Genomic DNA, 23317 nt, shown 5'->3' with positions numbered 1-23317 from the left:
AGTAGTTTACCAGTTTTTTTGCATTTATTAATTTTAAAAAGCTGGTTTAAATACAGTTAGCAATTTTAGTTAGGTATTCTGCGTCAATATCGTCAAAACGTGCAAAGACCTTGCTATCAAGGTCTAAGACGGCAATCAAAACTTCATTTTTCATGATTGGAATGACGATTTCTGAATTGGTAGCAGCATCGCAAGCAATATGGCCAGCGAATTTATGAACATCAGGGACAATTTGCGTTTCTCTTGTTTTAGCGGCTGTACCGCAAACACCTTTGCCTATTGCAATGTGCATGCATGCAACAGGACCCTGAAAAGGTCCCAAAATTAATTCATGATTTTGATAACGATAAAAACCAGCGTAGCTGACATCAGGCAAATTATTAAACAGAAGGGCACTGATATTACTCATATTGGCGATCAAATCGTGCTCATCTTCAAGTAGGCTTTGTGCTTGTTTAAGTAGCAGTTGATAACGTTCAAGTTTGTCCATTAGCTTTCTCCTTTTTGACTAAGTCTAAACTAAGAGGGTGATTTTTAAAAGTCAAACAAAGTATTTACTTTTTGATTTCAAATGTGTAAGATTGAACAAGCCGTTATAAAAAAGCTATAATGAAATGTGTGGTAGCACTAAAATCACTGCTAATATAAGATTTAACAATGATTTGGTACCTAAGAAACTTTGTGATTTGTAAGAAATAAATTACAAAAATGTATAAATTTTCATTAAAAAAGGTGTATAATTTTTAAAAATCTTAACGGCTATAGTAAAATGGTCTCAATGACTTATTTTATTGCAAGATAATGAAAGGGGCGATAACAATGTCGATGATAGAGTTCCATGACGTGCAAAAATATTATGGCCATTTTCATGCACTGCACGACATTAATTTGGAAATTGATGAAGGGGAGACGGTGGTTTTAATTGGACCATCAGGTTCAGGTAAGAGTACTTTAGTACGTACCGTGAACGGCCTTGAAACAATCCAAAAAGGTCAATTGATTGTTAACGGTCATGATTTGTCTGATCCAAAGACTAACCTTAACATTCTTCGAAGTGATGTTGGGATGGTTTTCCAGCACTTCAACCTGTACAAAAATAAAGATGTACTTGAAAATATTATGTTGGCACCAAGAATTGTTAGCCATATTCCAGAAGAAGAAAACAAAAAACGAGCAATGGAACTGCTCGAAATGGTTGGTCTGGAAAAATGGGCACACAATATGCCTTCACAAATTTCAGGTGGTCAAAAACAGCGTGTTGCCATTGCTCGAACATTGGCCATGCGTCCTAAGCTTATTCTTTACGATGAACCAACTAGTGCGCTTGACCCAGAAATGATTGATGATGTTTTGCAAGTTATTAAGAAAGTTACAAATGAGAGCGGAATGACATCCTTGATTGTTACCCACGAAATGGGTTTTGCTAAAGAGGTTGCCAACCGAGTTATCTTCATGGACCAAGGTCAAATTGTTGAAGATGAGAATAGCGCAAGTTTCTTTGAACAACCTAAGACAGTACGGGCACAACAATTCTTGAGTAAGATCATCTCTCACTAAGGAGGCCGATTATGAAAAAGAAATTTTGGTTGCTTCCTTTACTAGCATGTGTATTGATGCTAACTGGATGTGGTAAGAGCCTAAGTGATCAATCTGTTTTAGATAATGTTAAAGAGTCTAATACGATTACTTGGGGTGTTAAAGGTGATGTTAAACTTTTTGGCTTGATTGATGTCCGCGATGGTCAACAAAAAGGTTTTGATGTTGACATGGCCAAAGCAATTACTAAGCGTATCTTAGGGCCCAAAGGCAAGGCAGAATTTGTCACAACTACGTCACAATCAAGAATACCGCTTCTGAAGAATGGTAATGTCGATGCAATAATTGCTACGATGACGATTACTCCAGAGCGTAAAAAGATTATTTCATTTTCACACTCATACTTTGATGCCGGTCAGTCAATATTAGTTGCTAAAAATTCCTCAATTAAAAGTGCCAAAGATTTAAATGGTAAGACTGTTATTGGGGTAGTTGGTGCTAATTCAGTGGACAACATTAAAAAGATAGCTCCTAAGGCAAAAGTGATTGAACTACAAGATTATGCTCAAGCTATGAATGCATTGAAATCAGGTCAAGGTGATGCTTTGACTACTGATAATGGTATCTTATTTGGGTTAGCAGTTCAGAACCCAGGCTATGAAGTTCGTGGTGGAACTTTCACCGTTGAACCTTATGGTGTTGCGGTTAATAAGGGACAAACCGGATTTACTAAGGCTGTTGACAAGGCAGTTCTTGAGATGCAGCACGATGGTGAATACAACCGCTTAATCAAAAAGTGGTTTGGCGATGTTCCAGGATTTAAGTATAAGGAGCTGTATCGCCGATGATTGATATTTTTACAAGATTTAGTGGTCAATTATTTGTTGGTTTAGGCTGGACGATACTTTCAAGTGTGATTGCATTATTCTTCAGTTTGATTATAGGAACTGTATTTGCAATTATGGAAGTTGTTCCTAGTAAAATAGCTCGCTTCATTGGACGTGCTTACGTAGAAATATTGCGTAACATTCCACTGCTGGTAATTACGATGTTCTTCTATCTTGTTATTCCAAAATATGTGATGAAGATTAATGGTTTTACTGCAGGAACAATTGGTTTAACGCTTTATACTTCTGCATTTATTGCTGAAACGATTCGTTCAGGTATCCAATCTGTTTCTGGTGGACAAATGGAAGGTGCTCGTTCTACAGGTATGACTTATTGGCAAGCAATGCGTTACATTATTTTGCCACAAGCATTCAAGATCGTTATTCCACCACTTGGGAACCAGTTTGTTAACTTAGTCAAAAACTCATCAGTTCTTGCCTTCGTTGCAGGATTTGATTTAATGTACCAAGCAAACTCAATTGCTTCGACTACTTTTGACCAGATTAACAGCTATTTAGTCGTTGGGGTTTTGTATTTGATTGTTACATTACCACTTAGCTACTACATGCAGTATTTGGAAAAGAAATTAGCCTGAGAGGAGGTTCAGTGAAATGCAAAATTGGATTAGCGCCTTTTCATGGCTAAACGTGCACTTTCTATTAATGGGCCTTTGGGTTACTATCTATATTTCAGTAATTTCAGTTATTTTGAGTTTCATTATTGGCTCAATTTTGGGAATTATTAGATATTCAAAAATCAAGTTTGTTTCAAAAATCGTTGGTTTTATAATTGATATTATCCGTAACGTACCGTTACTTTTGATTATCTTCTTTACCTACTTTGGCTTGCCAAACTTTGGGTTGAGACCAGAAACGATTCCAGCAGCAGTTATTGCAATGACGGTCTTTGAATCAAGCATGATTGCAGAAATTGTTCGTTCAGGAATTCAATCAGTTTCTACCGGACAAATGGAAGGTGCAAGATCAACGGGAATGTCCTTTGTTCAAGCATTATGGCATGTTGTATTGCCACAGGCATATAAGAACATGATTCCAACAATTATTAGTCAATTTGTTTCGCTAATTAAGGATACTTCGTTAGCAACAATTATCGTTGTTCCAGAAATGATGCAGCATGCACAAGTTATTTATGGACAAAATTCTAATTATATTTTGCCAATGTTTGCTGCTTTAGCAGTACTATACTTCATCGTCTGCTTTACACTTTCAGTGATTGGCAACGTAATTGGAAAACATTTGACTTAAAATTAAATATTTTGATTTATTTTCTTAAAAAGGATTTCACACTGTGAAATCCTTTTTTTGTGTGTTTTTGTTGATATAAAGCTTTTTATGACTGAGTATCCGATTATAAATAAACAATTAATTAGATTTTTTTTAGAAAAAGTATTGACAGATTAAAAATATACACTTATCTTATTATATAACATCATATAACAATTAATAGATAAGAGGTAAACAATGAAGAAACAATATCAAGAAGAAATAACAAATGCGATTAAAGCCTGTCAAAAGATTGACGGCATCAATCATATTTATTTTGCGGCATGTGGTGGTTCAATGGCTTTTATGCAACCAGCAGAGTACATTATTAACCGCGAGTGCGACATTCCTGCAACTATTTTGCCATCACGTGAATTTACCACACGTGATCCTCATGACTTGGGCGAGCATAGTGTAGTTGTAACTTGTTCTCACTCAGGTAGTACTCCAGAAACTAATGAAGCTGCCAAATTTGCTAAAGAAAAAGGCGCTTTAACAATTGGAATTGCCTTCACACCTGATTCAGACTTGGAGAAGAACTCTGACTATACTTTGCATTACAGTTGGGGAAAAGGTACAGACGCTTCTGATTTAAACACCGGTGTACTTTATGGCTTTATTTTTGGTCTGTTAAAGGCTGTGACTGGTGATGCTAAGTATGACAAGGGCTTGAAAGCACTTGACGACTTGGAAGCAATTGCTGAAAGAACTCGCCAACAATTCGGTGATACAACTAAGAAGTGGACCAGTGAATTAAAGCGTGAGAAGTTGATTTACGCAATTGGCTCAGGCATTAACTTGGGTGAGACATACTCATTTTCAGCATGCTGGCTCCAAGAAATGCAATGGATTAACAGTAGCTGCATTGATTCAGCTGAATATTTCCATGGTCCTTTTGAAATTACCGACTTTGATGTTCCTTTCATTATCTGTGAAGGAATGGGTGTTACTCGCAAGATGGACCAACGTGCGGTTGACTTTGCTAAGAAGCACAGCGAGAAAGTTTATGTAATTGATAATGCAGACTTTGATATGCACGAAATTGATGACGACTTTAAAGAATATTATTCACAGATTCTTTCAGGTGTAGTCTTCCGTCAACTTGCTGAAGGCTTTTCATATGAAAGAGGTCATTCTCTAGAAGCTCGTCGTTACATGTGGCATTTAGATTATTAGTGTTAGTCCAATGAAAATAATTTCAATTGGAGATAATGTAGCTGACACCTATGTTAAGCAGAGAGTTTATTTTCCTGGTGGAAATTGTGTCAATGTTGCTGTTGATGCAAAAAAAGCTGGAGCAGAAGTTTCTGCTTATCTCGGCATTTTAGGTAATGACGATCGTGCTAGCCATATTGAAGAATCATTAAAAGAAGAGCAGGTTGAATTAGTTAACTGTCGTAAAGTTTATGCTCCTACGGCGCAGCCGCGAGTTTTCCTAACTGCTGAAGGGGATCGAACCTTTGAAGCTGGTCCGAAGAATTCAGGCTTACACTTATTAAACTTACGATTAACTCCTGATGACTTTACAACAATCGATGGTTTCGATGTTGTTCATGCAGGAATTGATTCTGGAATTGATGAGTATCTACCAGAATTACATAAACGAGTAAAAGTTTCCTTTGACTTTTCCATTTCTCGGGATAAGGACTACTTTAAAAAGACACTTCCTAATGTTGATTTTGCATTTTTCTCTGGGTCAGACATGAGTGATGACCAAGCTGTAGAATTTGCCAAAAAATATTTAACCTTAGGTCCAGAAGTTGTTGTTATTACAAGGGGAGAAAGACCTGCATTTTTGCTAACTTCACAAGAATCTTATTACCAAGAACCGCAAAAAATAAAAGTTGTCGACACGATGGGTGCAGGTGACAGTTTTATTGCTGGTTTTCTAGTTTCTTACTTAGATAAGAATAATTTAGTATTAGCGGCAGAAGCTGCAAGCAAAAACGCTGCAGTTACCTGTCAATTATCTGGAGGCTTTGGTCACCAGAAATCTTTTTAGAAAAGAGTGATGAACATGAAAAAAGGTGCAGTACTTGCTACAGCAGCCGTTGCATGCTTCGGGATGCTGTTGACTGGTTGTCAGAACAAAGGCAATTCTAGTTCAAAAAAGCAAGATAAAATTACAGTTGTACAAAATGCCCCAGTGGATTCGCTAGATCCAATCTTGGCCTATTCAAACAGCTCGTCTGTAGTTGTAGCCAACACGACTGAAGGTCTTTATACAATTGATGCAAACGATAAGCCTCAACTTGGTTTGGCTTCAAACGTGAAGACAAGTAATCATGGTTTGACTAAGACCTTTACGATTCGTGAAGATGCTAAGTGGTCAAACGGCGACCCGATTACAGCAAATGATTTTGTCTTTGCATGGCGCCGCTTGGCTAATCCTAAGAACGCCTCAGCTTTCAACTTCCAACCAGGTGCAGCTGGAATTAAAAATGCGGATGACATCGTTGCGGGAAAGAAACCTGTTAATTCATTAGGCGTTAAAGCTACAAATGAAAAGACTTTAGTCGTTGAATTAGATCATGTAGTACCTTATATGAACAAGCTGCTTGCATTTAGTGACTTTGCACCAGTCAATCAAAAGTACTTCGAAAAAGCAGGTAAGAAATTCGCTCAAGATTCAGATCACTTGATTGCTTCAGGTCCATATAAGATTAAGGACTGGAAACTTGGCGATAACAGTATCCAATTAGTGAAAAACAAGAAATATTGGGATGCTAAAAACGTTAAGCTAAACGAAGTAAAACTTGATGTAATTGTTGATCCTGAAAAAGCAGCTATTGCTTTTGAAAATGGTAGTGCTGACTATGTTCACCTTAGCGGACAACTTGTTCCTAAGTACCGTAAGGATAAAAATTACGAAAATGAAGTTGGTAACTTTACCCAATACCTTATGTTCAATGTAAAGAAACCAGGCCTTGATAACGAGGACTTACGTAAGGCAATCTCTAGTAGCATTAATCGTAAGGAAATTACCAAACATATTTTGAAAGACGGTTCTATTCCAGTTCATTCAATGGTAATGAAAGATTTAGTTAAGAATCCTTCAAATGGTAAGGACTTTGCCGATGAGTCTACGACTGATTTGTCAGAGTACTCAGCTGCTGATGCAAAGAAGTACTGGAACAAAGCTAAGTCCAAGACTGACTTAAGATCAATAACCTTATTGTATGATGATAGTGATCCTGCTTACGCTAACGTTGCCGCATATGTGAAGGCACAAGTTGAAAAGAATCTTCCAGGAATGAAAGTTGATTTACAACAAGTTTCCAAGAAGACTAGACTTGATAAAATGTCAAAAGCAACTTACGACGTTACACTTACACGTTGGGGGCCAGATTATGCTGATCCAACAGCAATTTTAAGTATGTACCAAAGTAAGAATGATAGTAACTACGGTAAATGGGCTAACTCTGAATTTGATAAGTTAATGGCAGAGTCAAACAAGACAATAGATCAAGCTAAAAGATATCAACTTTTACTAAAGGCAAATAATATTTTAATTGATAGTGCTTCTTGTCCGCCATTGTACCAAAATGGTGCTCCAGTCTTAAAGAGAGCTAACATCCAAGACTTACCAATGCATATTGCAGGTGTTCCATACTTCTTCAAGTATGCATCGATTAAGTAAATTGAATGACTGTAAAAAGAGGCCTAGGCCTCTTTTTTACTCACAAAATATGATCAAGGTAAAAAATCTTCGCTTAATCTTGATAATAAAAACATTAAATTATTTTTATAGTTTAGGTTGACAGATGAAAAATATCTTATTATCTTATCATATATGGCGATGAAGAATTGGGAGTCTAAACAGATAGTGCCTGGCTCTACTAATCGGCTAGAGCTATATCTTTTAATTTTTCGATAGTATCCCATTACCTTGAAACATATAGAAAAGAGTGGAATTTATGAAAAAAAGTGCAGTGATCGTTTCAGCCGCAATTGCGTGTGTTGGAATGTTGCTAACAGGATGTCAAAAGAGTTCTAATTCAGGAACTAAAAATCAGGATAAGATTACTGTGGTGCAAAATGTACCAGTAGATTCATTAGATCCGTCAGTAGCATATCAAATTACTTCATGTATGGTAGTTACAAACACGACTGAAGGCTTGTATTCAATTGATGCAAATGATAAGCCACAATTAGGAGCAGCTTCAAAGGTAGAAACAAGTAACAACGGGTTAACTAAAACTTTTACAATTCGAGATGATGCCAAGTGGTCTAATGGTGATCCAGTGACGGCTAACGACTTTGTCTTTGGCTGGAGAAGATTTTCAGACCCTAAGATTGGTTCCCCGTATAACTACGAACTAGTTGCAACTGGAATTAAAAATGCAGCTGACATTATAGCTGGTAAGAAGCCAACTAGCGCTTTAGGAGTTAAAGCAACAGGACCAAAGACGTTAGTGGTTGAATTGGAGCATAAAGTTCCTTATTTAAGTAAAATTCTCTCCTTCAGTACTTTCGCACCTGTTAATCAAAAATACTTTGAAAAAACTGGTAAAAAATTTGCCCAAGATTCAAATCATTTGTTAGTAACCGGACCATACAAAGTTAAAGATTGGAAATTAGGTGACAATACTGTACAACTAGTTAAAAATCCAAAGTACTGGGATGCAAAGAATGTCAAAGTCAAAGAAGTTAAAATTGACATTATTACAGATCCAGAAAAAGCAGCGATTGCGTTTGAAAACGGTAGTGCAGACTATGTTCGCTTAGGTGGTCAACTTGTTTCTAAGTATCGCAAAGACAAAAATTATACTAACGAAATAAGTAATTTCAATCACTATTTAATGTTTAACGTTAAAAAACAGGGAATGAATAACGCAGACTTGCGTAAGGCAATCTCAGTTAGCCTTAATCGTAAAGAAATTACTACTCATATCTTGAAGGATGGCTCAGTTCCTATTCATTCAATGGTTATGAAGGGGTTAGCTAAGAATCCAACTACTGGTAAGGACTTTGCTGATGAATCTTCAACTAAGTATTCTGAGTATTCTCCTGCTGAAGCTAAGAAATATTGGAATAAGGCAAAAACTGAAACTAAGTTAAGATCATTTACTTTGCTCTATGATGACAGTGATCCTGTATATTCTAATATTGCGGCATACATAAAAGCTCAAGTTGAAAAAAATTTACCTGGAATGAAGGTAAACTTACAACAAGTTGCTAAAAAGACCAGATTAGATAAAATGGCAAAATCAAATTATGATGTAGCGATTACTCGTTGGGCTCCTGACTATGGCGATCCGTCAGCTATTTTAGGCATGTACACAACTAATAATGCCAGCAACTATGGCAAGTGGTCAAACCGTGAATTTGATAGTTTAGTTGACCAAGCTAATAAAGAAGCTAATGCTTCTAAGAGATACCAAGAATTGCTAAAAGCAAATGATATCCTAATTGATAGTGCAGCTTGTCCACCATTATACCAAAATGGTGCTCCAGTCTTAAAACGTTCAAACATTAAAGATATGCCAATGCACATTTCTGGTATTCCATACTTCTTTAAGTACGTTCAAATTAAATAAATTAAATTAGAAAACAAATAGAACTGGGATTTAATCTCAGCTCTGTTTGATTAGATGAAAGGGAGGGAAGAACTTGAAGAAATATGTCTTAAAAAGACTTTTAATCGCGGTAGTAACCTTATTCTTAATTACATTAATCTTATTTGTAATGGAAAAGGCAATGCCAGGTTCTCCATTTAATGATGAAAAAATGTCACACGCTCAAGTTGCTGCCCTTTACCGTAAATACGGGCTAGATGGACCTATTTGGCTACAATTCTTTAATTATTTGAAAAATATGATTACTGGTGATTTTGGTGTTTCATACACAGTCCAAGTAAACACTCCAGTAACAACCATGATTTTTCAACACTTCAAGATTTCATTACAAATTGGTTTACAAGCAACTGTATTAGGTTCAATTATTGGTTTCTTCATGGGTGTTCTTGCAGCAGTTAAAAAAGGAACTATCTGGGATAACCTAATGACAGGAATCTCGGTATTAGGAATTAGTTTACCCAACTTCGTTGTGGCCTTGATTATCTCGCTAATCTTCTCATACAAATTAATGGTTTTACCTGGAACTTACCAACAGACTCAACCGTTTGTTTCAAGTATTTTACCAACAATTGCATTGAGTACATTTACAATGGCAAGTATCGAACGATATGTCCGTAATGACATGATTACGATTATGGATTCTGACTATTATCGATTAGCTGATTCAAAGGGAATTAAAAAGTATCAATTAATTATGCACCATGTAATCAGGAACACCTTAATTTCTGTAATTACTGTGTTAGCACCATTAATGATCGATTTAATTGCTGGTAGTATGGTTATTGAAAAAGCCTTTGCTATTCCTGGCTTAGGTACTTTGTACATCAGTGCAATTCAAGCTAATGATTACAATGTTGTTTTAGGAATCACATTTTTCTACGCAGTTTTGTTCATTGGTATCATGCTAGTTGTTGACATTTTATACGGTTTAATTGATCCACGGATTAGATTAGATGAGGGTGAATAAGATGACAGATAATAAAAATAATGATTTTGAATTTGCCCAAAATCCCGAAGTCGAGGACCATTATTCGGGTAAATCATATTCATATGGTCAATTAATTTGGCATCGCTTTTTAAGAAATAAGGGAGCAGTTGTCAGTGTTGTGGTACTGGTTATTATTACGTTAATTGCCTTTTTGGCACCGCATTTTAGCCAGTTTTCTCCAACTACACCTTATCCAAATCAATCAAATTTAGCTCCAGGTACAAATGGCCATTGGTTTGGTACAGACAATTTAGGGAGAGATATTTTTGTTAGGGTAGCAGCCGGAACCTCCGTTTCATTACGAGTTGCCTTGGTTGCGATGGCTATCGACTTAGTAATAGGTACGAGCTATGGACTTATTTCAGGCTACTTCGGCGGCAAAATTGATTTATTCATGCAACGAATTACTGAAATTTTAAGTACAATTCCAATGATTATTATCGTTACGCTTTTAGTTTTGGTAATGAAACCAGGGCTAATTAGTATTATTACGGCGATGATGATTGTTGGTTGGATTAACATGAGTAGAATAGTTCGGGCTCAAGTACTTGAATTGAAGTCGCGTGAATATGTTTTGTCGGCCAGAACAATGGGGGAATCTAATTTTAAGATTATTTTCTCGCAAATTTTGCCCAACACACTTGGTCAGATTATTACAACTTTCATGCTGTCAATTCCAAATGCAATCTTTTTGGAAGCATTTTTGGCCTTTATTGGTTTAGGTGTTCCTGCTCCACTAGCTTCATTGGGAACGATGATTAATGATGGTTATACGCAGGCGATCGTTTATCCTTACATGGTATTCTTCCCAGTCCTATTTTTGGCCTTAATCATGTTAAGTTTCAATATCATTGCTGATGGCTTACGTGATGCGATTGAAGGAAGCTAGGTGAAACCATGACTGAAACAGTTCTAGAAATAAAAAACTTACAAGTTGAGTATCATACCGAACACGGTGATGTACAAGCAGTTAGAGGGATTAACTACAAGGTAAATAAAGGGGAAACTGTTGCTTTAGTCGGTGAATCTGGTTGTGGGAAGTCAGCTAGCGTTAAACCGATTATGGGTGAAAAGGAAGCTAATCAAGTAATTAAATCAGGTGAAATTAACTTTACCTACCAAACTGAAAATGGACAAAAGACAGTTGACCTTTTAAAGATAAGTCCCAAAGAAGTCCAAAGTCAGATTAAGGGTAAGGAAATTGCCATGGTCTTTCAAGATCCAATGACTTCACTTGATCCAACAATGAAAATTGAAAAGCAGATTGCTGAGGCAGTAAAAGCATCGAATCCCAAAATTAATAAGGAACAATTAAATAAACGTGTTCTAGAATTAATTGAGACAGTAGGAATTCAAAATGCTGACGTGGTAAAGAAACAGTATCCACATCAACTGTCAGGAGGGATGCGGCAAAGAATTGTTATTGCGATTGCATTGTCGGGGAATCCTAGTTTATTGATTTGTGATGAACCGACAACAGGCCTTGATGTTACAATTCAAGCTAAAATTTTGAATTTAATTAAAGATATTCAAAAAAGCCGTAAGTTATCAGTAATTTTTATTACACACAACCTAGGTGTTGTGGCCAATATTGCTACTAATGTTAATGTTATGTATGCTGGTAAGATTGTCGAAACTGGTACGACTGAAGATATTTTCTTTGATCCGCGTCACCCATACACTTGGGGTCTACTTGAATCAGTACCTGATGTTAATGAATCGGTTAAAGAGTTGCCAACAATTGCTGGGACAATTCCAGATTTAACCCAACCAGTTGTTGGTGATGCTTTTGCACCACGAAACAAGTATGCATTAAATATTGACTTTAAAGAACAACCTCCAATGTTTGAAGTTAATGATCATCATTATGCTGCTACTTGGCTTCTCGATAAAAGAGCACCTAAAGTAGAAATACCGACGGTACTTAAAAGGAGAATTGAAAAAATGAAGAAAGAAGCTGAAACTGATGGCGAATAATATTCTTGAAGTACACCATTTAAAACAGTATTTTCCAATTGGGAAGAAAAAAGTAGTTAAAGCCGTTGATGATGTTTCTTTTAATATTGCTAGCGGTGAAACTTTTGGCCTTGTTGGTGAATCCGGTAGTGGGAAAACGACAATTGGTCGTTCAATTATCAGACTTTACAAACCAACATACGGTGAAGTAATTTTTGAAGGTGAACAGATAGGTGGCACTTTAGATAAAAAGCGTACTTCAAAGTTACGTAAAGATATGCAGATGATCTTTCAAGATCCGATGTCATCGTTAAATCCAAGGAAAAAAGTTGGCGACATTATAAAGCTTGGCCTCGATATCCACTATCCAGAATTAAGTAAAGAGGAAAAGCAAGAGCGCGTTCTTAAAATGCTAAAAGTCGTTGGTCTCGATAGCTCTTTTATCAACCGTTACCCACAAGAACTATCTGGTGGGCAGAGACAAAGGGTCGGCATTGCGCGTGTTGTTATTATGCAGCCTCGTTTAATTATTGCCGATGAAGCAATTTCAGCCCTTGATGTTTCAGTTCAGGCTCAGGTTGTTAACTTGCTGCAACATATTCAAGAAGAAACTGGAAGTGCGATGCTGTTTATTGCGCATGACTTGGCAATGGTTAAGCACATTTCAAGTCACATTGGAGTTATTCACTTAGGGCACATCGTTGAGTCAGGTCCTACAGATGAAATCTTTGATCACCCGAAGCATCCCTATACTAAAAGTTTGTTGACCGCAATTCCGATTACAGATCCGATTGCTGAGCAGAAAAAGCAGCTGTCTGATTATCATGCACATCGGCATCAATATGTAAATAAGACGATGGTTGACCTTGGCAATGGGCACATGGTTTTGGATGATGGCTCGTGGTCGTAGAAGCACGGTTAAATAACAATTGCAAAAGTTTACTTATTTAATTATACTTGGCTGGTCGAAACGTAAAACAAGTTTATAGGAGAGTTTATCGATGGCACGACCAACAAATAAAACTGATTTAATTGAAGCAAGTAATACAGCATATCAAAAGATAGTTGATTTAATTGCTTCATTACCTGAAGAGGCACGTACAGCTGACTTTGATTTTGATACTAGTAAATTAAAAGAAGCACATTGGAAACGCGACCACAACGTTAGAGACGTATTAGCTCATTTATATGAATGGCAAAAATTATTAATTGACTGGATTGATAGTAATCAAGCTGGCAAACCAAAAGAATATTTACCAGAGGGCTATAATTGGCGTAATTATGGCGAAATGAACCAAGAGTTTTGGAAGAACAACCAATCAATTCCTCTTGAAGAAATGGAAGAGCTACTTGCTCAAAGTCATAAGAAAACAATGGCTTTAATTGACTCCTATACAAATGATGAACTATTCCAAAAGAATGTTTTCCCATGGACAGGCAATAATGCTCTAGGTACATATTTTATTGCCAATACTTCTAGTCACTATGAATGGGCTTTGAAGAAGCTAAGAAAATATAAGAGATCTATAAAGTAAGATAGAATAAAAACCGTTAGCACTTTGGCTAACGGTTTTCCTGTTTTTAACAATAAAAAGTAAGCACTTAGTGTTTGTTATTTCAATTTTAATTTAGTAATATTGTGGTATTGAGGAGTGTTGTAATGAGATCTGATGAGACAATTGAAACAGTAGTTCCGCTTTATCGCAAGATATATCTTGATATAAAAAAGCAAATTCAAAATAATGAGTTAAAGCCGGAACAAAAATTGCCTAGTGAACAGTACTTGTGTCAAAAGTACAACGTAAGTAGGATAACGGTTCGTAAAGCTTTAAAGTTGTTAACTGAGGAACGATTAGTTGTCACCGTTCAAGGTAAGGGCTCATATGTTAACGCTAAGAAGATGATAGGTGAGTTAGACCAGATTCAAGGCTTTTCAGAATTTGCGCTTTCGCTTGATAAAAAGAGTGAGACCAAAATTTTGAAGCGTGAAATCATCAAGAACGTCGATATTGCCAGGAAATTAATGTTACCTGATGATGCGGATTTAATTTACATCAAACGACTTTCTGAAATTGAAAAAACACCTTTGGGGATAGATGAAGCTTGGTTATCTGCTGAGCGGTTTCCTGATTTGCTAGTTAATATTAACTCTGACTCTTCTTTATATGAATATCTTGAACAGAAATATCATGAATTACCAGCAAATTCATATCGTGAAATTAGTACAAGTCTGCCAACTGCAAAACAAACTAGTCTGCTTAAACTCGATAAGGTAATACCATTATTTGAGGTCAATAAGACAGTTTATAATCAGTTCGATCAGCCATTGGAATTTTCACATTATGTGGTACGTGGAGATGAAATGACTTATATCATCAATTCGAATGTTGATGGGAAGTTTCGTCTAAACAATGAAAAATAAATTGATTTCAATAAGACAAAAGGCAGCCAGCTGAATAACTAATTCAGTTAGCTGCCTTTTAATTACTAGATTATTTTTATTTCGTAGCTAGTAATAAAATCAAAAAGGATAATGTGTCGAATAAGAAGTGAACTAAAAAGCTAACCCAAATATTATGAGTTTTTGTAAAAGACCAGTTTAGAACTAGTCGTGTAAATGCTAAACCTAAAATGACATAGCCAAGGTTATAATCGTATGTTGATAGATGAAGTAGCGCAAAAATTAAAGTAGAAGCAATATTTCCCCATAATAGCGGGTGCGGCAACTTTGCAGAGGTAGCTAGTTGCGTGACTGCCAATAGTGGCATAATTGCCAAGAACTCTTCACCTAAAATTTGGATAGCGCTACTAAATCTTTGATAAAGGAAGATAAGCCAGACGTGTGGTGTTTTCATTGTTAAGCCTGCTGCGGCATTACCAGAAACAGATCCGAATAGTTTTTGCGCAATCATCCCCGATAAAACAGAAATAATGTAAGCTAAAATAAAGAAAGCTAGAACCCAGAGCCACTCTTTTAGCTTAATACCATGAAATAAGCGGTGCCATCTATTACCAGTAGCTAGTTGAACACCCAAAATTTGGATTCCAAGAAAAAGCGCAACTATTAGTATTTGAAATATACCACTTACAAAAGTTGGATGGTTTTCATCGAAGATTAAAAAATCTGGGATTTGGATGCCAGGCATCATTAAACAGCAATAGGCTAGAAGGTTTGAGCCCAGAATTATTAGCCATTGTTTAAAGGTTAATTTAGTTGAATTGATATTTGTAAAAGAATTATTCATTTTTCCCACCTCTTACTAGTCTCATTTTATTGACTATATTGTTGAAATACAATTTCCTTGCTTGTGTAAAATGCACAAGTTTCAAAAGATAAGAAAAGGAATTGTGGGACTTCTTCAGAATTCGGATTGTTATCGGTTACAATAAAGAGTGTGCTAAAATCAAAAATGAGTAGTATGCAAATAATATTTGTAGAAAGGAGCTATTTTATGAAGACTGTTAAAATTGCTCATCATGAAGTCCCTGCTTTAGGGATTGGTACATGGGAAATGGGCGATAAACCAGAAATAAGAACTGAAGAAATTGCTGCAATTCGTGCTGGACTTGATGCGGGTTTACGCGTAATTGATACGGCTGAGATGTATGGCAATGGTCGTTCTGAAAAGTTGGTAGGTGAGGCAATCAAAACTTACCAACGGTCTAATATTTTTTTGATTTCTAAAGTTTTACCTTCAAATGCGTCTGCGGAACATATGAGACGAAGTCTAGAAAATAGTTTAAAGCGACTTCAAACAGATTATCTTGATTTGTATCTTTACCATTGGCGCGGAGCAATACCATTAGAAGAGACTATTGCTGAGCTACAGTCTTTACAAGATGAAGGCCTTATCCATGCTTGGGGGGTTTCAAATTTTGACTTAGCTGATATGGAAGAACTATGGCAATTACCTAGCGGACGTAATTGCGCTGCTAATGAAGACTTGTATAACTTGGAAACTCGAGGAATTGAATACAGTTTGCTTCCTTGGCAAAGAGAAAAGCAAGTTCCACTAATTGCATACAGCCCATTGGGACGAGGTGTAAAAATGGGAAGTACAATGATGAAAAATCAGTCAGTCTTGCAAATTGCTGAGCAACATCATGCGACTGCTTATCAAATTTTATTAGCATGGGTAATGCAGCAACCAGATGTTTTAGCGATTCCTAAAAGCAGTAGCTCAGAGCATTTATTGTCTAACGTAAAAGCATTAGAGATTGAATTAACTCAAGAAGATTTGCAAACTTTAGACCAAGCTTACCCAAAGCCTGATCATAAGGAGCCACTTGCGATTTACTAGGCAATCAACTGGTCTTTTTTGAAAACTAGTGAGTTGAGAATGTTAATGGTAAAGTTTCATTAGTCGATATGAGATTATTTTGGCTGATGCAAAAATCTTTTTTAATGATTAAAAAACTAAAAAATAAAGCAAAAAAGCTTGAGTTCGCTCAAGCTTTTTCTGTACTCTTATACTAAGTAAGAAATTGGGAAGTTAAATAATGAAGAGTTTTTTGTTTCGATTATATCTGGCATTAATGAAGCTAGTTGCTCGTTTTATGCCAATGCAAGATAATAAAGTGGTCATTCTTAATGGGGCAGGTAGGTCAGGCTCAAATGGCTATTTGTTTGGCAAGTACCTGGAAAAAAGCCATCCAGAATATGAAGTTACACTTGTTGAACCGTGGCCGTCTTCGCATTTACCGCTTAAAACTTGGCGCGAAATCGGTGCAGCCAAATTTGTTTTGACTACGCACCAGCCGTTTAAAGTTCATGCTAAGCAGATTAACATCCAGTTTTGGCATGGTATTCCACTTAAACGAATGGGAATAATGGCAAATAATACTACCAGAAAAACGGATCAGCGCAACGCTAAACTATGGCAAAAAAATGCTGATATTGTTTGTTCAAGTAGTGACTTATACGAAAGTTTGATGAGTGCGTGCTGCGGCATTGAAACTAATAAGTATCAAAAAACTGGCTTTCCTCGACTCGATGCTTTGAAAAGTCCTGCCATTAGCAAAAAGCAGCTACTGATGGATTTGTTTAAAGTCGAAGATGCTGATGCCAAAATTGATATTTACATGCCAACATTTCGCTATGAAATGGAAGACAGTCAGATTATGAGACAGGTTGAACAGGGTAACTTTTTAACGCTGGCTGACTTTGATATTGAACAATTGAATCATAATTTAAAACAAAATCAGCAGTATTTAATTGTTAAATTGCATCCGTATGAAATGCGCTTATTTGAAGATCTTCATAGTAATTTTTCTAATATTACCTTTCTTAACAATGATTATCTCAACCAGCAAGATGTTGACCTGTACGAATTGTTAGGCAATACTGATTTTTTGATTACTGATTACTCGTCAATTTACTTTGATTATTTAACAATTGATAAGCCAATTATTTTCCTCACTAACTACTTGAAGCAATATGAAGAAAAGCGCGGTTTACTAATGGGACCATATGAAGATGTTGTCCCTGGAATATGTGTGAAAACCCAGCAAGAGCTTTTAGAAGCATTGGACAAATCTGACCAGTTTCAGCAAAAGCGACATTATTGGCTAAACCTATCCAACCAAGTTCAAGCTGATTCAAATTGCGAAAATGTAGTTAAGTTAATGAAGAGCATTAGAGGGTAAGTTGTGAAAAAAACTTTTTTAAATATCTTGTATAATGCGGTTTACCAAATTTTCCTTGTGCTAGTGCCGTTAATTACGGTGCCATACTTATCGCGAATTTTAGGTCCCAAAACTTATGGTATTTATAGTAATGTTAATAATATTGTCCAGTTCTTAATGATCTTTTGTACATTATCAGTTTCATATATTGGGATGAGGACAATTTCGCAAACACGGGCATTTAAAAGCCCACAAGAATTAACTGAAGCATTTTGGGGTTTATGGTATTTTCAAGCATTAGCTGGCTTGGTTACGATTCTAATTGTTGTTTTAGTTGCGTGTTTTTTCCATATTAAGTATTGGCAATACATCTTGTTGATGGTGCCATATTTAATCTCAGCTCAAGTTGATATTTCATGGTTTTTCCAAGGATTGGCAGACTTTGGCCGTGTTGTTTTAAAAAATACGGCGGTTAAACTAGTTTCAGTTGTTTTGATTTTATTATGGGTTAAGCAACCAGGCGACTTGTGGAAATATATGTTGATTATGTCGGTCTCAACGATGCTTGGTTCATTTGTTTTCTGGTTTGATATTCGGCGCTATGTTGGGGGGCCAGTTAAGCACTTTTATCAGTATCAAGCGACAATTAAATCCATTATTACATTATTAATTCCGCAAATTGCGACGCAAATCTATACTTCACTTGATAAGCCGATTTTAGGTCTTTTCCAAAATTCAACTCAGGTGGCCTACTACGACAATTCTCAGCGTATTTCAAATATGGTTTTGGGAGTTGTTACAAGTATTTCACTAGTTATTATGCCCAAAATGGCTGGTGAAGGTAAAAAAGAGCAGCGTGTTATTCTGAAAAAATCGCTTGAAGCAACGGTCATGCTGGGAACATTGTTTGCAGTGATTATCATGGCTAATACAAAAGAATTTGTTCCTTTCTTTTTTGGTCATAAGTTTATTCCGATGACGCCGTTAATGTTCTTCTTTGCACTAACAATAGTGATGATACCAACTGGGGGCGTTTTTGCTAACCAGTTCGCCTTGGCAAACCATCGCGATCAAGACTATGCCATCCCAGTAATAGTTGGTGCAGTTCTTGAAGTAGTTCTAAGTTACTTCTTGGACAGATTATATGGTGCAACGGGGGCGATGATTGCAATTTTGATTACTGAATTCATCGTTTTGATTTTGCGGTTGTGGATAGTGCGTGACGGATATGATTTTAAGTATTCCTTTAAAGAGATTCCGAAATATCTGTTGATAGCTCTGATTGTCTTAGTAGTGGGGATGCTTATTCCGCAGCTTGTTTCGTCAGCCTTTTTCAATATGGCCATCAAATCAATTGTAATGTTCATCCTATATTTTGCCCTTATGTTCCTATTTAAGCTTGATTTTAATCAGGACATTATTATGTTAGTTAAGAAACTTTTTACTAGAGGTTAAAAATGATTCCGAAAATAATTCATTATGTTTGGGTTGGAGGCAATCCTAAGCCCAAAAATATTCAACGATGTCTAAAAACTTGGCGCAAACACTTGCAGGACTATAAAATTATCGAATGGAACGAGGATAATTTTGACATTCATGAAAACAAATACGTTGAACAAGCCTATCAAGCAAAAAAATGGGCCTTCGTTTCCGACTATATTCGTGCCAAGGCTGTTTATGAATACGGCGGCATTTATTTGGATACTGATGTACTCGTCCTTGACGATTTGACAAGTTTGCTTAATAATCGCGCTTTTGTTGGTTTTGAAAACAAGGACAATCCTTTTACGGCAGTTTTTGGTGCTGAAAAACACCATCCACTACTGAAGGATATGCTGGACTATTACGATGATCGCGACTTTACTTTCGATCGAGCCGATCAATTGGCTGGGGTTAACACAGTCTCTGTTTCGGAAATTTTAAAAAACAAGTATGGTGCTAAGCCTAACAACCAAGAACAAGAGCTTAAAGAGGGAATTCATGTTTACCCAGATGGCGTTTTATGCAACCCATCAGCTGATTCTAAGACTATCCATGTATTTACTGGTACTTGGATGGAAGGCGAGAAGCCACTAAAAAGAAAACTTGTTACAGCGTTCAAAGTAAGAATTAAAACGCAAAAAGAGGCGGCGCTTTATGCCAAACTCTTCAGGTGAACTAACTGAATCAGAATTGCAAGAATTAGTTGAACATGTTTCATTGTCATTCTTTGACCGTCCTTTTTTGCATCAAGCCAAGATTAATCGGCGAATGACCACAACTGGGGGACGCTATCATTTAACTGATCATCACCTTGAGATAAACGCGCATTTTTTACAACCGCAATATCATGATGAATTGGTTGGAATCATTAAACATGAACTAACACACTATCATTTACACCTGCAAAACCGCGGTTACCGCCACCGTGATACAGATTTTAAGTTATTGCTGAAAAAGGTTGGAGGCAGTCGCTATGCACCTGATATTGGATTGCGCAAGAAGCAAAACCCAAAATTTGTTTATAAATGTCAGCACTGTGGCCAAAAGTTTAAACGTGTTCGCCGCATTAACGTACGCCGCTATGCTTGCGGTAAATGTGGAGGCCCTTTAAGGCTGTTAAAAAGCTAATTTAAAAATAAAGTTACCGTTTTCATAGATTTTGTTTGACAAATCGTTAGGTGCCAAACTATAATCAAATTATAGAAATTAGGTACCTAACAAAAATAAAAATAGAAAAACAAAAGGAGTTTTATCATGAGTCAAACAAGTGATAAGTTAATGAAGCAACTTTATTTTATTATGCGTGCCAGTCGCTACTTTATGTTTGAGAATAAGCAGCCTATTTCTGGTCAAAAACGTGTCTTGGCAGTCCTTAGACTCGAAGATGGCTTAACCCAAAACTATTTAGCTGAAATTCTGGCGCTTAAACCTGGATCCTTAGCTGAGCTTTTAAAGAAAATGGAAGCTAAGGGCTCCATTCGACGTGAGACAGATGAGCAGGATAAACGAGTTAAAAGGGTTTATTTAACTGAAGAAGGCCGAGAAGAAGCAGCTCGTTTAGACGAATTAAAGAAGGCCCAAGATACAGGTTCATTTTTTGCCGGTCTAGATGAAGAAGAGCAAACCCAATTTAGCCATTACTTGGAAAAAATAGCTGATGGTTGGGACGAGGACTTTAAGCAACATGCGCAAAAGTTTGTTGATCCAACAGTCCGTATGAAGGCTTATAGCAAATGGCGCAAGTATGCTGAAAATCATGAGTATTCAAAAGAAGAGATGAGAGATCTCTGTCACCGGATGCATGGGCACCATCATTATCGTGATCACTGTCATGATTATAATAGTGAAGATTTTAAGAAGTACTGTGATTTTGACAAAAATTGGCATGGCGACCGCGACTTTTGGCGTGAATTTTGGCATAATGAAGATAACGAATTGTAGTTAGAATAAAGAAAAAGTTTTTCAGTAATTGAAAAGCTTTTTTTAATTAAGGAAGCCGGTACTACTAATGACATTTAAGTCTGACCAAACTAAGACAAAAACGGTTAAAATGAAAGACTTTTTACAACTTTTAAAAGGACTAAAAGTGAAAAAAGGGCTTTTTGCCGCCGGTTTGCTTTTCAGCTTAGTTACGAGTGCAACTAATCTGCTACTGCCATTATTGACACGTAATTTAGTTGATACAAGTAAATGGAATAAGTTCAACTACCGGAGTATGGTGTTAATCATTGTTGTTTTTGTTGCTCAGCTAGTTTTGGGCACACTTGGTGGTTATATTTTGCGCTACTTTGGTGAAAGTGTCGTAAAAAGCTTACGTGAAAAACTTTGGTCGCACCTGTTAAAATTACCGATTTCTTATTTTGATGAAAATAAGGCTGGGGAAACTAGTTCACGTCTTGTTAATGATACTGGAGTAATTAAAGACCTGATTGCTTCACAATTTCCCAACTTTATTACCGGTGCCATTCAACTGCTTTTTTCTTTAATTATTCTTTTTGTGATGGACTGGCAAATGGCGGTCTTAATTTTTACAATTGTGCCAGTTGTCATTCTGATCCTTTTTCCGGTCGGTCGTATTATGGCGCGACTTGGACGTAAGCTACAAGCTGCAACAGCCGAATTCAACGGTGATGTCAGTGAGAAATTAGCAGAAGTTCGACTGATTAAATCAAGTAACGGCGAAAAGTTTGAAGAGCAAAGTGGGAAAAGGATGATTAATAAGATCTTTAACATCGGAGTAATCGATGCCCGTGTTGAAGCAATCTTACAGCCAATTATGACAACGCTGATGATGGCAGCATTTGCTGGCATTTTAGCTTTTGGACTTATTCGTGTCGGGCAAGGTTCATTAACAAGCGGATCACTTGTTGCCTTTTTACTTTACTTGTTTAATGTGATTGCGCCATTTGCCAACTTTGCAACCTTTTTCTCCCAGATTCAAAAAGCGTTGGGTTCCACCGAACGGATCCAACAAATTTTACAAATTGAATCAGAAAAAAGTTACTTAAGTCAGCCAACAGATATAGCTAATCGAACTTTGAAGGCAGAAAACCTAAGTTTCAATTATGAGACGGATGAACCAGTTTTAAGTTCAATTTCGTTTGTTGCCAAACCCAATTCTGTAATTGCGTTTGCTGGACCAAGTGGCGCAGGAAAGTCGACCATTTTTGCCTTAATTGAGCGCTTCTATCACCCAACAACTGGACAAATTTTGATTGGCAAGCAAAATATTGATGAGATTGAACTAGCGAGTTGGCGTTCACAAATTGGTTACGTGTCCCAAAATAGCGCTATTTTCTCTGGTACGATTAGAGATAATTTGGTTTATGGACTAGATCAAAAACTGACTGATGAGCAGCTTTGGCATGGGTTAGTGCTTGCTTATGCCGATCACTTTGTCCGTGCTTTTCCGCATCAATTAGACACTGAAATAGGTGAACGAGGCATCAAACTATCTGGTGGACAAAAACAGCGAATTGCAATTGCACGTGCATTTTTGCGTAATCCCAAGATTTTGATGTTAGATGAAGCAACTGCTAGTTTGGATTCTGAATCAGAGCGCAAGGTGCAACAGGCACTTGACCAATTAATGACAAATCGTACCACGCTGGTCATTGCCCACCGGCTAGCCACAATTGTGAATGCTGATCAAATCTACTTTATCGAACATGGTCAGATAACGGGCCATGGTACTCATCATGAATTAATGAAATCACATCCTTTATATGCGCGCTATGTTAATGAACAGATGGTTGATTAGTAAAAAAGACTGCCAGAAAGTCTTGTGCAAAACTTCATTTTGAGGTATAGTATTGAATGTGTTGCGGGCATGGCGGAATTGGCAGACGCGCAAGACTAAGGATCTTGTGATCGCTTTTTGATCGTGGAAGTTCGAGTCTTCTTGCCCGCACTAATTAATGGAGCTTCGGCTCTATTTTTTGTATCCGATAAAAGCACCTTTACTAAAAAGGTGCTTTTTT

The 23317-nt window shown here is 36.7% G+C and carries 23 protein-coding genes and 1 tRNA gene; 22 read left to right on the top strand and 2 right to left on the bottom strand.

Annotated elements, in window-relative coordinates; genetic code table 11:
* Positions 1–46: 46 nt before the first annotated feature.
* Entirely contained in the window at positions 47–490 is a 444-nt protein-coding gene (locus H3T48_RS06390; RefSeq protein WP_198188922.1) for a GAF domain-containing protein, read from the bottom strand.
* 329 nt (positions 491–819) lie between these two features.
* On the opposite strand from H3T48_RS06390, the gene H3T48_RS06385 reads away from it, so the two are divergent.
* From H3T48_RS06385 to H3T48_RS06320, 14 genes are all read left to right on the top strand, one after another.
* Positions 820–1557, top strand: a complete 738-nt coding sequence (locus H3T48_RS06385) for an amino acid ABC transporter ATP-binding protein (RefSeq protein ID WP_046306293.1) — start codon at positions 820–822, stop codon at positions 1555–1557.
* 11 nt (positions 1558–1568) lie between these two features.
* A complete protein-coding gene (locus H3T48_RS06380; RefSeq protein WP_046306296.1) occupies positions 1569–2384 on the top strand; it encodes a glutamate ABC transporter substrate-binding protein in 816 nt (271 codons plus the stop codon).
* A complete protein-coding gene (locus H3T48_RS06375; RefSeq protein WP_046306299.1) occupies positions 2381–3019 on the top strand; it encodes an amino acid ABC transporter permease in 639 nt (212 codons plus the stop codon). Before H3T48_RS06380 ends, H3T48_RS06375 begins: the two co-directional genes overlap by 4 nt.
* 16 nt (positions 3020–3035) lie before the next feature.
* The gene (locus H3T48_RS06370) at positions 3036–3689 is read left to right on the top strand and encodes an amino acid ABC transporter permease (protein WP_046306301.1); all 654 of its coding nucleotides are present in this window, start codon (positions 3036–3038) and stop codon (positions 3687–3689) included.
* Between the two features lie 216 nt (positions 3690–3905).
* Entirely contained in the window at positions 3906–4883 is a 978-nt protein-coding gene (locus tag H3T48_RS06365) for an SIS domain-containing protein (RefSeq protein ID WP_198188921.1), read from the top strand.
* Between the two features lie 10 nt (positions 4884–4893).
* The gene (locus tag H3T48_RS06360) at positions 4894–5709 is read left to right on the top strand and encodes a PfkB family carbohydrate kinase (protein WP_198188920.1); all 816 of its coding nucleotides are present in this window, start codon (positions 4894–4896) and stop codon (positions 5707–5709) included.
* 15 nt (positions 5710–5724) lie between these two features.
* Positions 5725–7347, top strand: a complete 1623-nt coding sequence (locus H3T48_RS06355; protein WP_198188919.1) for a peptide ABC transporter substrate-binding protein — start codon at positions 5725–5727, stop codon at positions 7345–7347.
* Positions 7348–7624: 277 nt separating this feature from the next.
* Positions 7625–9247 carry a peptide ABC transporter substrate-binding protein gene (locus tag H3T48_RS06350; protein WP_198188918.1) on the top strand — a complete coding sequence of 541 codons (1623 nt, stop codon included), beginning with the start codon at positions 7625–7627 and terminating at the stop codon, positions 9245–9247.
* A gap of 73 nt (positions 9248–9320) precedes the next feature.
* Complete coding sequence (locus tag H3T48_RS06345) at positions 9321–10253, top strand: ABC transporter permease (protein WP_198182967.1); 933 nt, start codon at positions 9321–9323, stop codon at positions 10251–10253.
* Position 10254: 1 nt separating this feature from the next.
* Entirely contained in the window at positions 10255–11163 is a 909-nt protein-coding gene (locus H3T48_RS06340; RefSeq protein WP_074425665.1) for an ABC transporter permease, read from the top strand.
* An 8-nt stretch (positions 11164–11171) separates the two neighbouring features.
* The gene (locus tag H3T48_RS06335) at positions 11172–12251 is read left to right on the top strand and encodes an ABC transporter ATP-binding protein (RefSeq protein ID WP_198188917.1); all 1080 of its coding nucleotides are present in this window, start codon (positions 11172–11174) and stop codon (positions 12249–12251) included.
* Entirely contained in the window at positions 12241–13140 is a 900-nt protein-coding gene (locus tag H3T48_RS06330; protein ID WP_187157637.1) for an ABC transporter ATP-binding protein, read from the top strand. Before H3T48_RS06335 ends, H3T48_RS06330 begins: the two co-directional genes overlap by 11 nt.
* Before the next feature lie 91 nt (positions 13141–13231).
* Complete coding sequence (locus H3T48_RS06325; protein WP_198188916.1) at positions 13232–13765, top strand: ClbS/DfsB family four-helix bundle protein; 534 nt, start codon at positions 13232–13234, stop codon at positions 13763–13765.
* Between the two features lie 125 nt (positions 13766–13890).
* A complete protein-coding gene (locus H3T48_RS06320; protein ID WP_198188915.1) occupies positions 13891–14652 on the top strand; it encodes a GntR family transcriptional regulator in 762 nt (253 codons plus the stop codon).
* A 76-nt stretch (positions 14653–14728) separates the two neighbouring features.
* Here H3T48_RS06320 and H3T48_RS06315 read toward each other — a convergent pair whose 3' ends face one another.
* Entirely contained in the window at positions 14729–15475 is a 747-nt protein-coding gene (locus tag H3T48_RS06315) for a CPBP family intramembrane glutamic endopeptidase (RefSeq protein WP_198188914.1), read from the bottom strand.
* A 207-nt stretch (positions 15476–15682) separates the two neighbouring features.
* Between H3T48_RS06315 and H3T48_RS06310 the strand changes: the two genes are divergently transcribed.
* The 8 genes from H3T48_RS06310 to H3T48_RS06275 all read left to right on the top strand — a co-directional run bounded on the left by H3T48_RS06310 (position 15683) and on the right by H3T48_RS06275 (position 23247).
* Positions 15683–16531 (top strand): aldo/keto reductase, encoded by an 849-nt coding sequence (locus H3T48_RS06310; RefSeq protein WP_198188913.1) that lies wholly within the window; start codon positions 15683–15685, stop codon positions 16529–16531.
* 199 nt (positions 16532–16730) lie between these two features.
* On the top strand, positions 16731–17876 hold the full coding sequence (locus tag H3T48_RS06305) for a CDP-glycerol glycerophosphotransferase family protein (protein ID WP_198188912.1): 1146 nt from the start codon (positions 16731–16733) through the stop codon (positions 17874–17876).
* Between the two features lie 3 nt (positions 17877–17879).
* Positions 17880–19310 (top strand): oligosaccharide flippase family protein, encoded by a 1431-nt coding sequence (locus H3T48_RS06300; RefSeq protein WP_198188911.1) that lies wholly within the window; start codon positions 17880–17882, stop codon positions 19308–19310.
* A 2-nt stretch (positions 19311–19312) separates the two neighbouring features.
* Positions 19313–20011 carry a glycosyltransferase family 32 protein gene (locus H3T48_RS06295; protein WP_198188910.1) on the top strand — a complete coding sequence of 233 codons (699 nt, stop codon included), beginning with the start codon at positions 19313–19315 and terminating at the stop codon, positions 20009–20011.
* Complete coding sequence (locus H3T48_RS06290; protein WP_198188909.1) at positions 19992–20465, top strand: SprT family protein; 474 nt, start codon at positions 19992–19994, stop codon at positions 20463–20465. The genes H3T48_RS06295 and H3T48_RS06290 overlap by 20 nt, the downstream gene beginning before the upstream one ends.
* Before the next feature lie 126 nt (positions 20466–20591).
* A complete protein-coding gene (locus tag H3T48_RS06285; RefSeq protein WP_198182950.1) occupies positions 20592–21278 on the top strand; it encodes a MarR family winged helix-turn-helix transcriptional regulator in 687 nt (228 codons plus the stop codon).
* A 67-nt stretch (positions 21279–21345) separates the two neighbouring features.
* Positions 21346–23097: an ABC transporter ATP-binding protein gene (locus tag H3T48_RS06280; RefSeq protein WP_198188908.1), complete on the top strand. Its 1752-nt coding sequence runs from the start codon at positions 21346–21348 to the stop codon at positions 23095–23097.
* A 63-nt stretch (positions 23098–23160) separates the two neighbouring features.
* Positions 23161–23247: transfer RNA gene (locus H3T48_RS06275), tRNA-Leu, on the top strand.
* The last annotated feature ends 70 nt before the right edge of the window (positions 23248–23317 follow it).

This window comes from Lactobacillus sp. M0403, from assembly GCF_016101265.1.
GTDB lineage: Bacteria > Bacillota > Bacilli > Lactobacillales > Lactobacillaceae > Lactobacillus > Lactobacillus apis.
The sequence above is the reverse complement of the archived record's forward strand: the minus strand, read 5'-3'. Positions and strand labels throughout refer to the sequence as shown.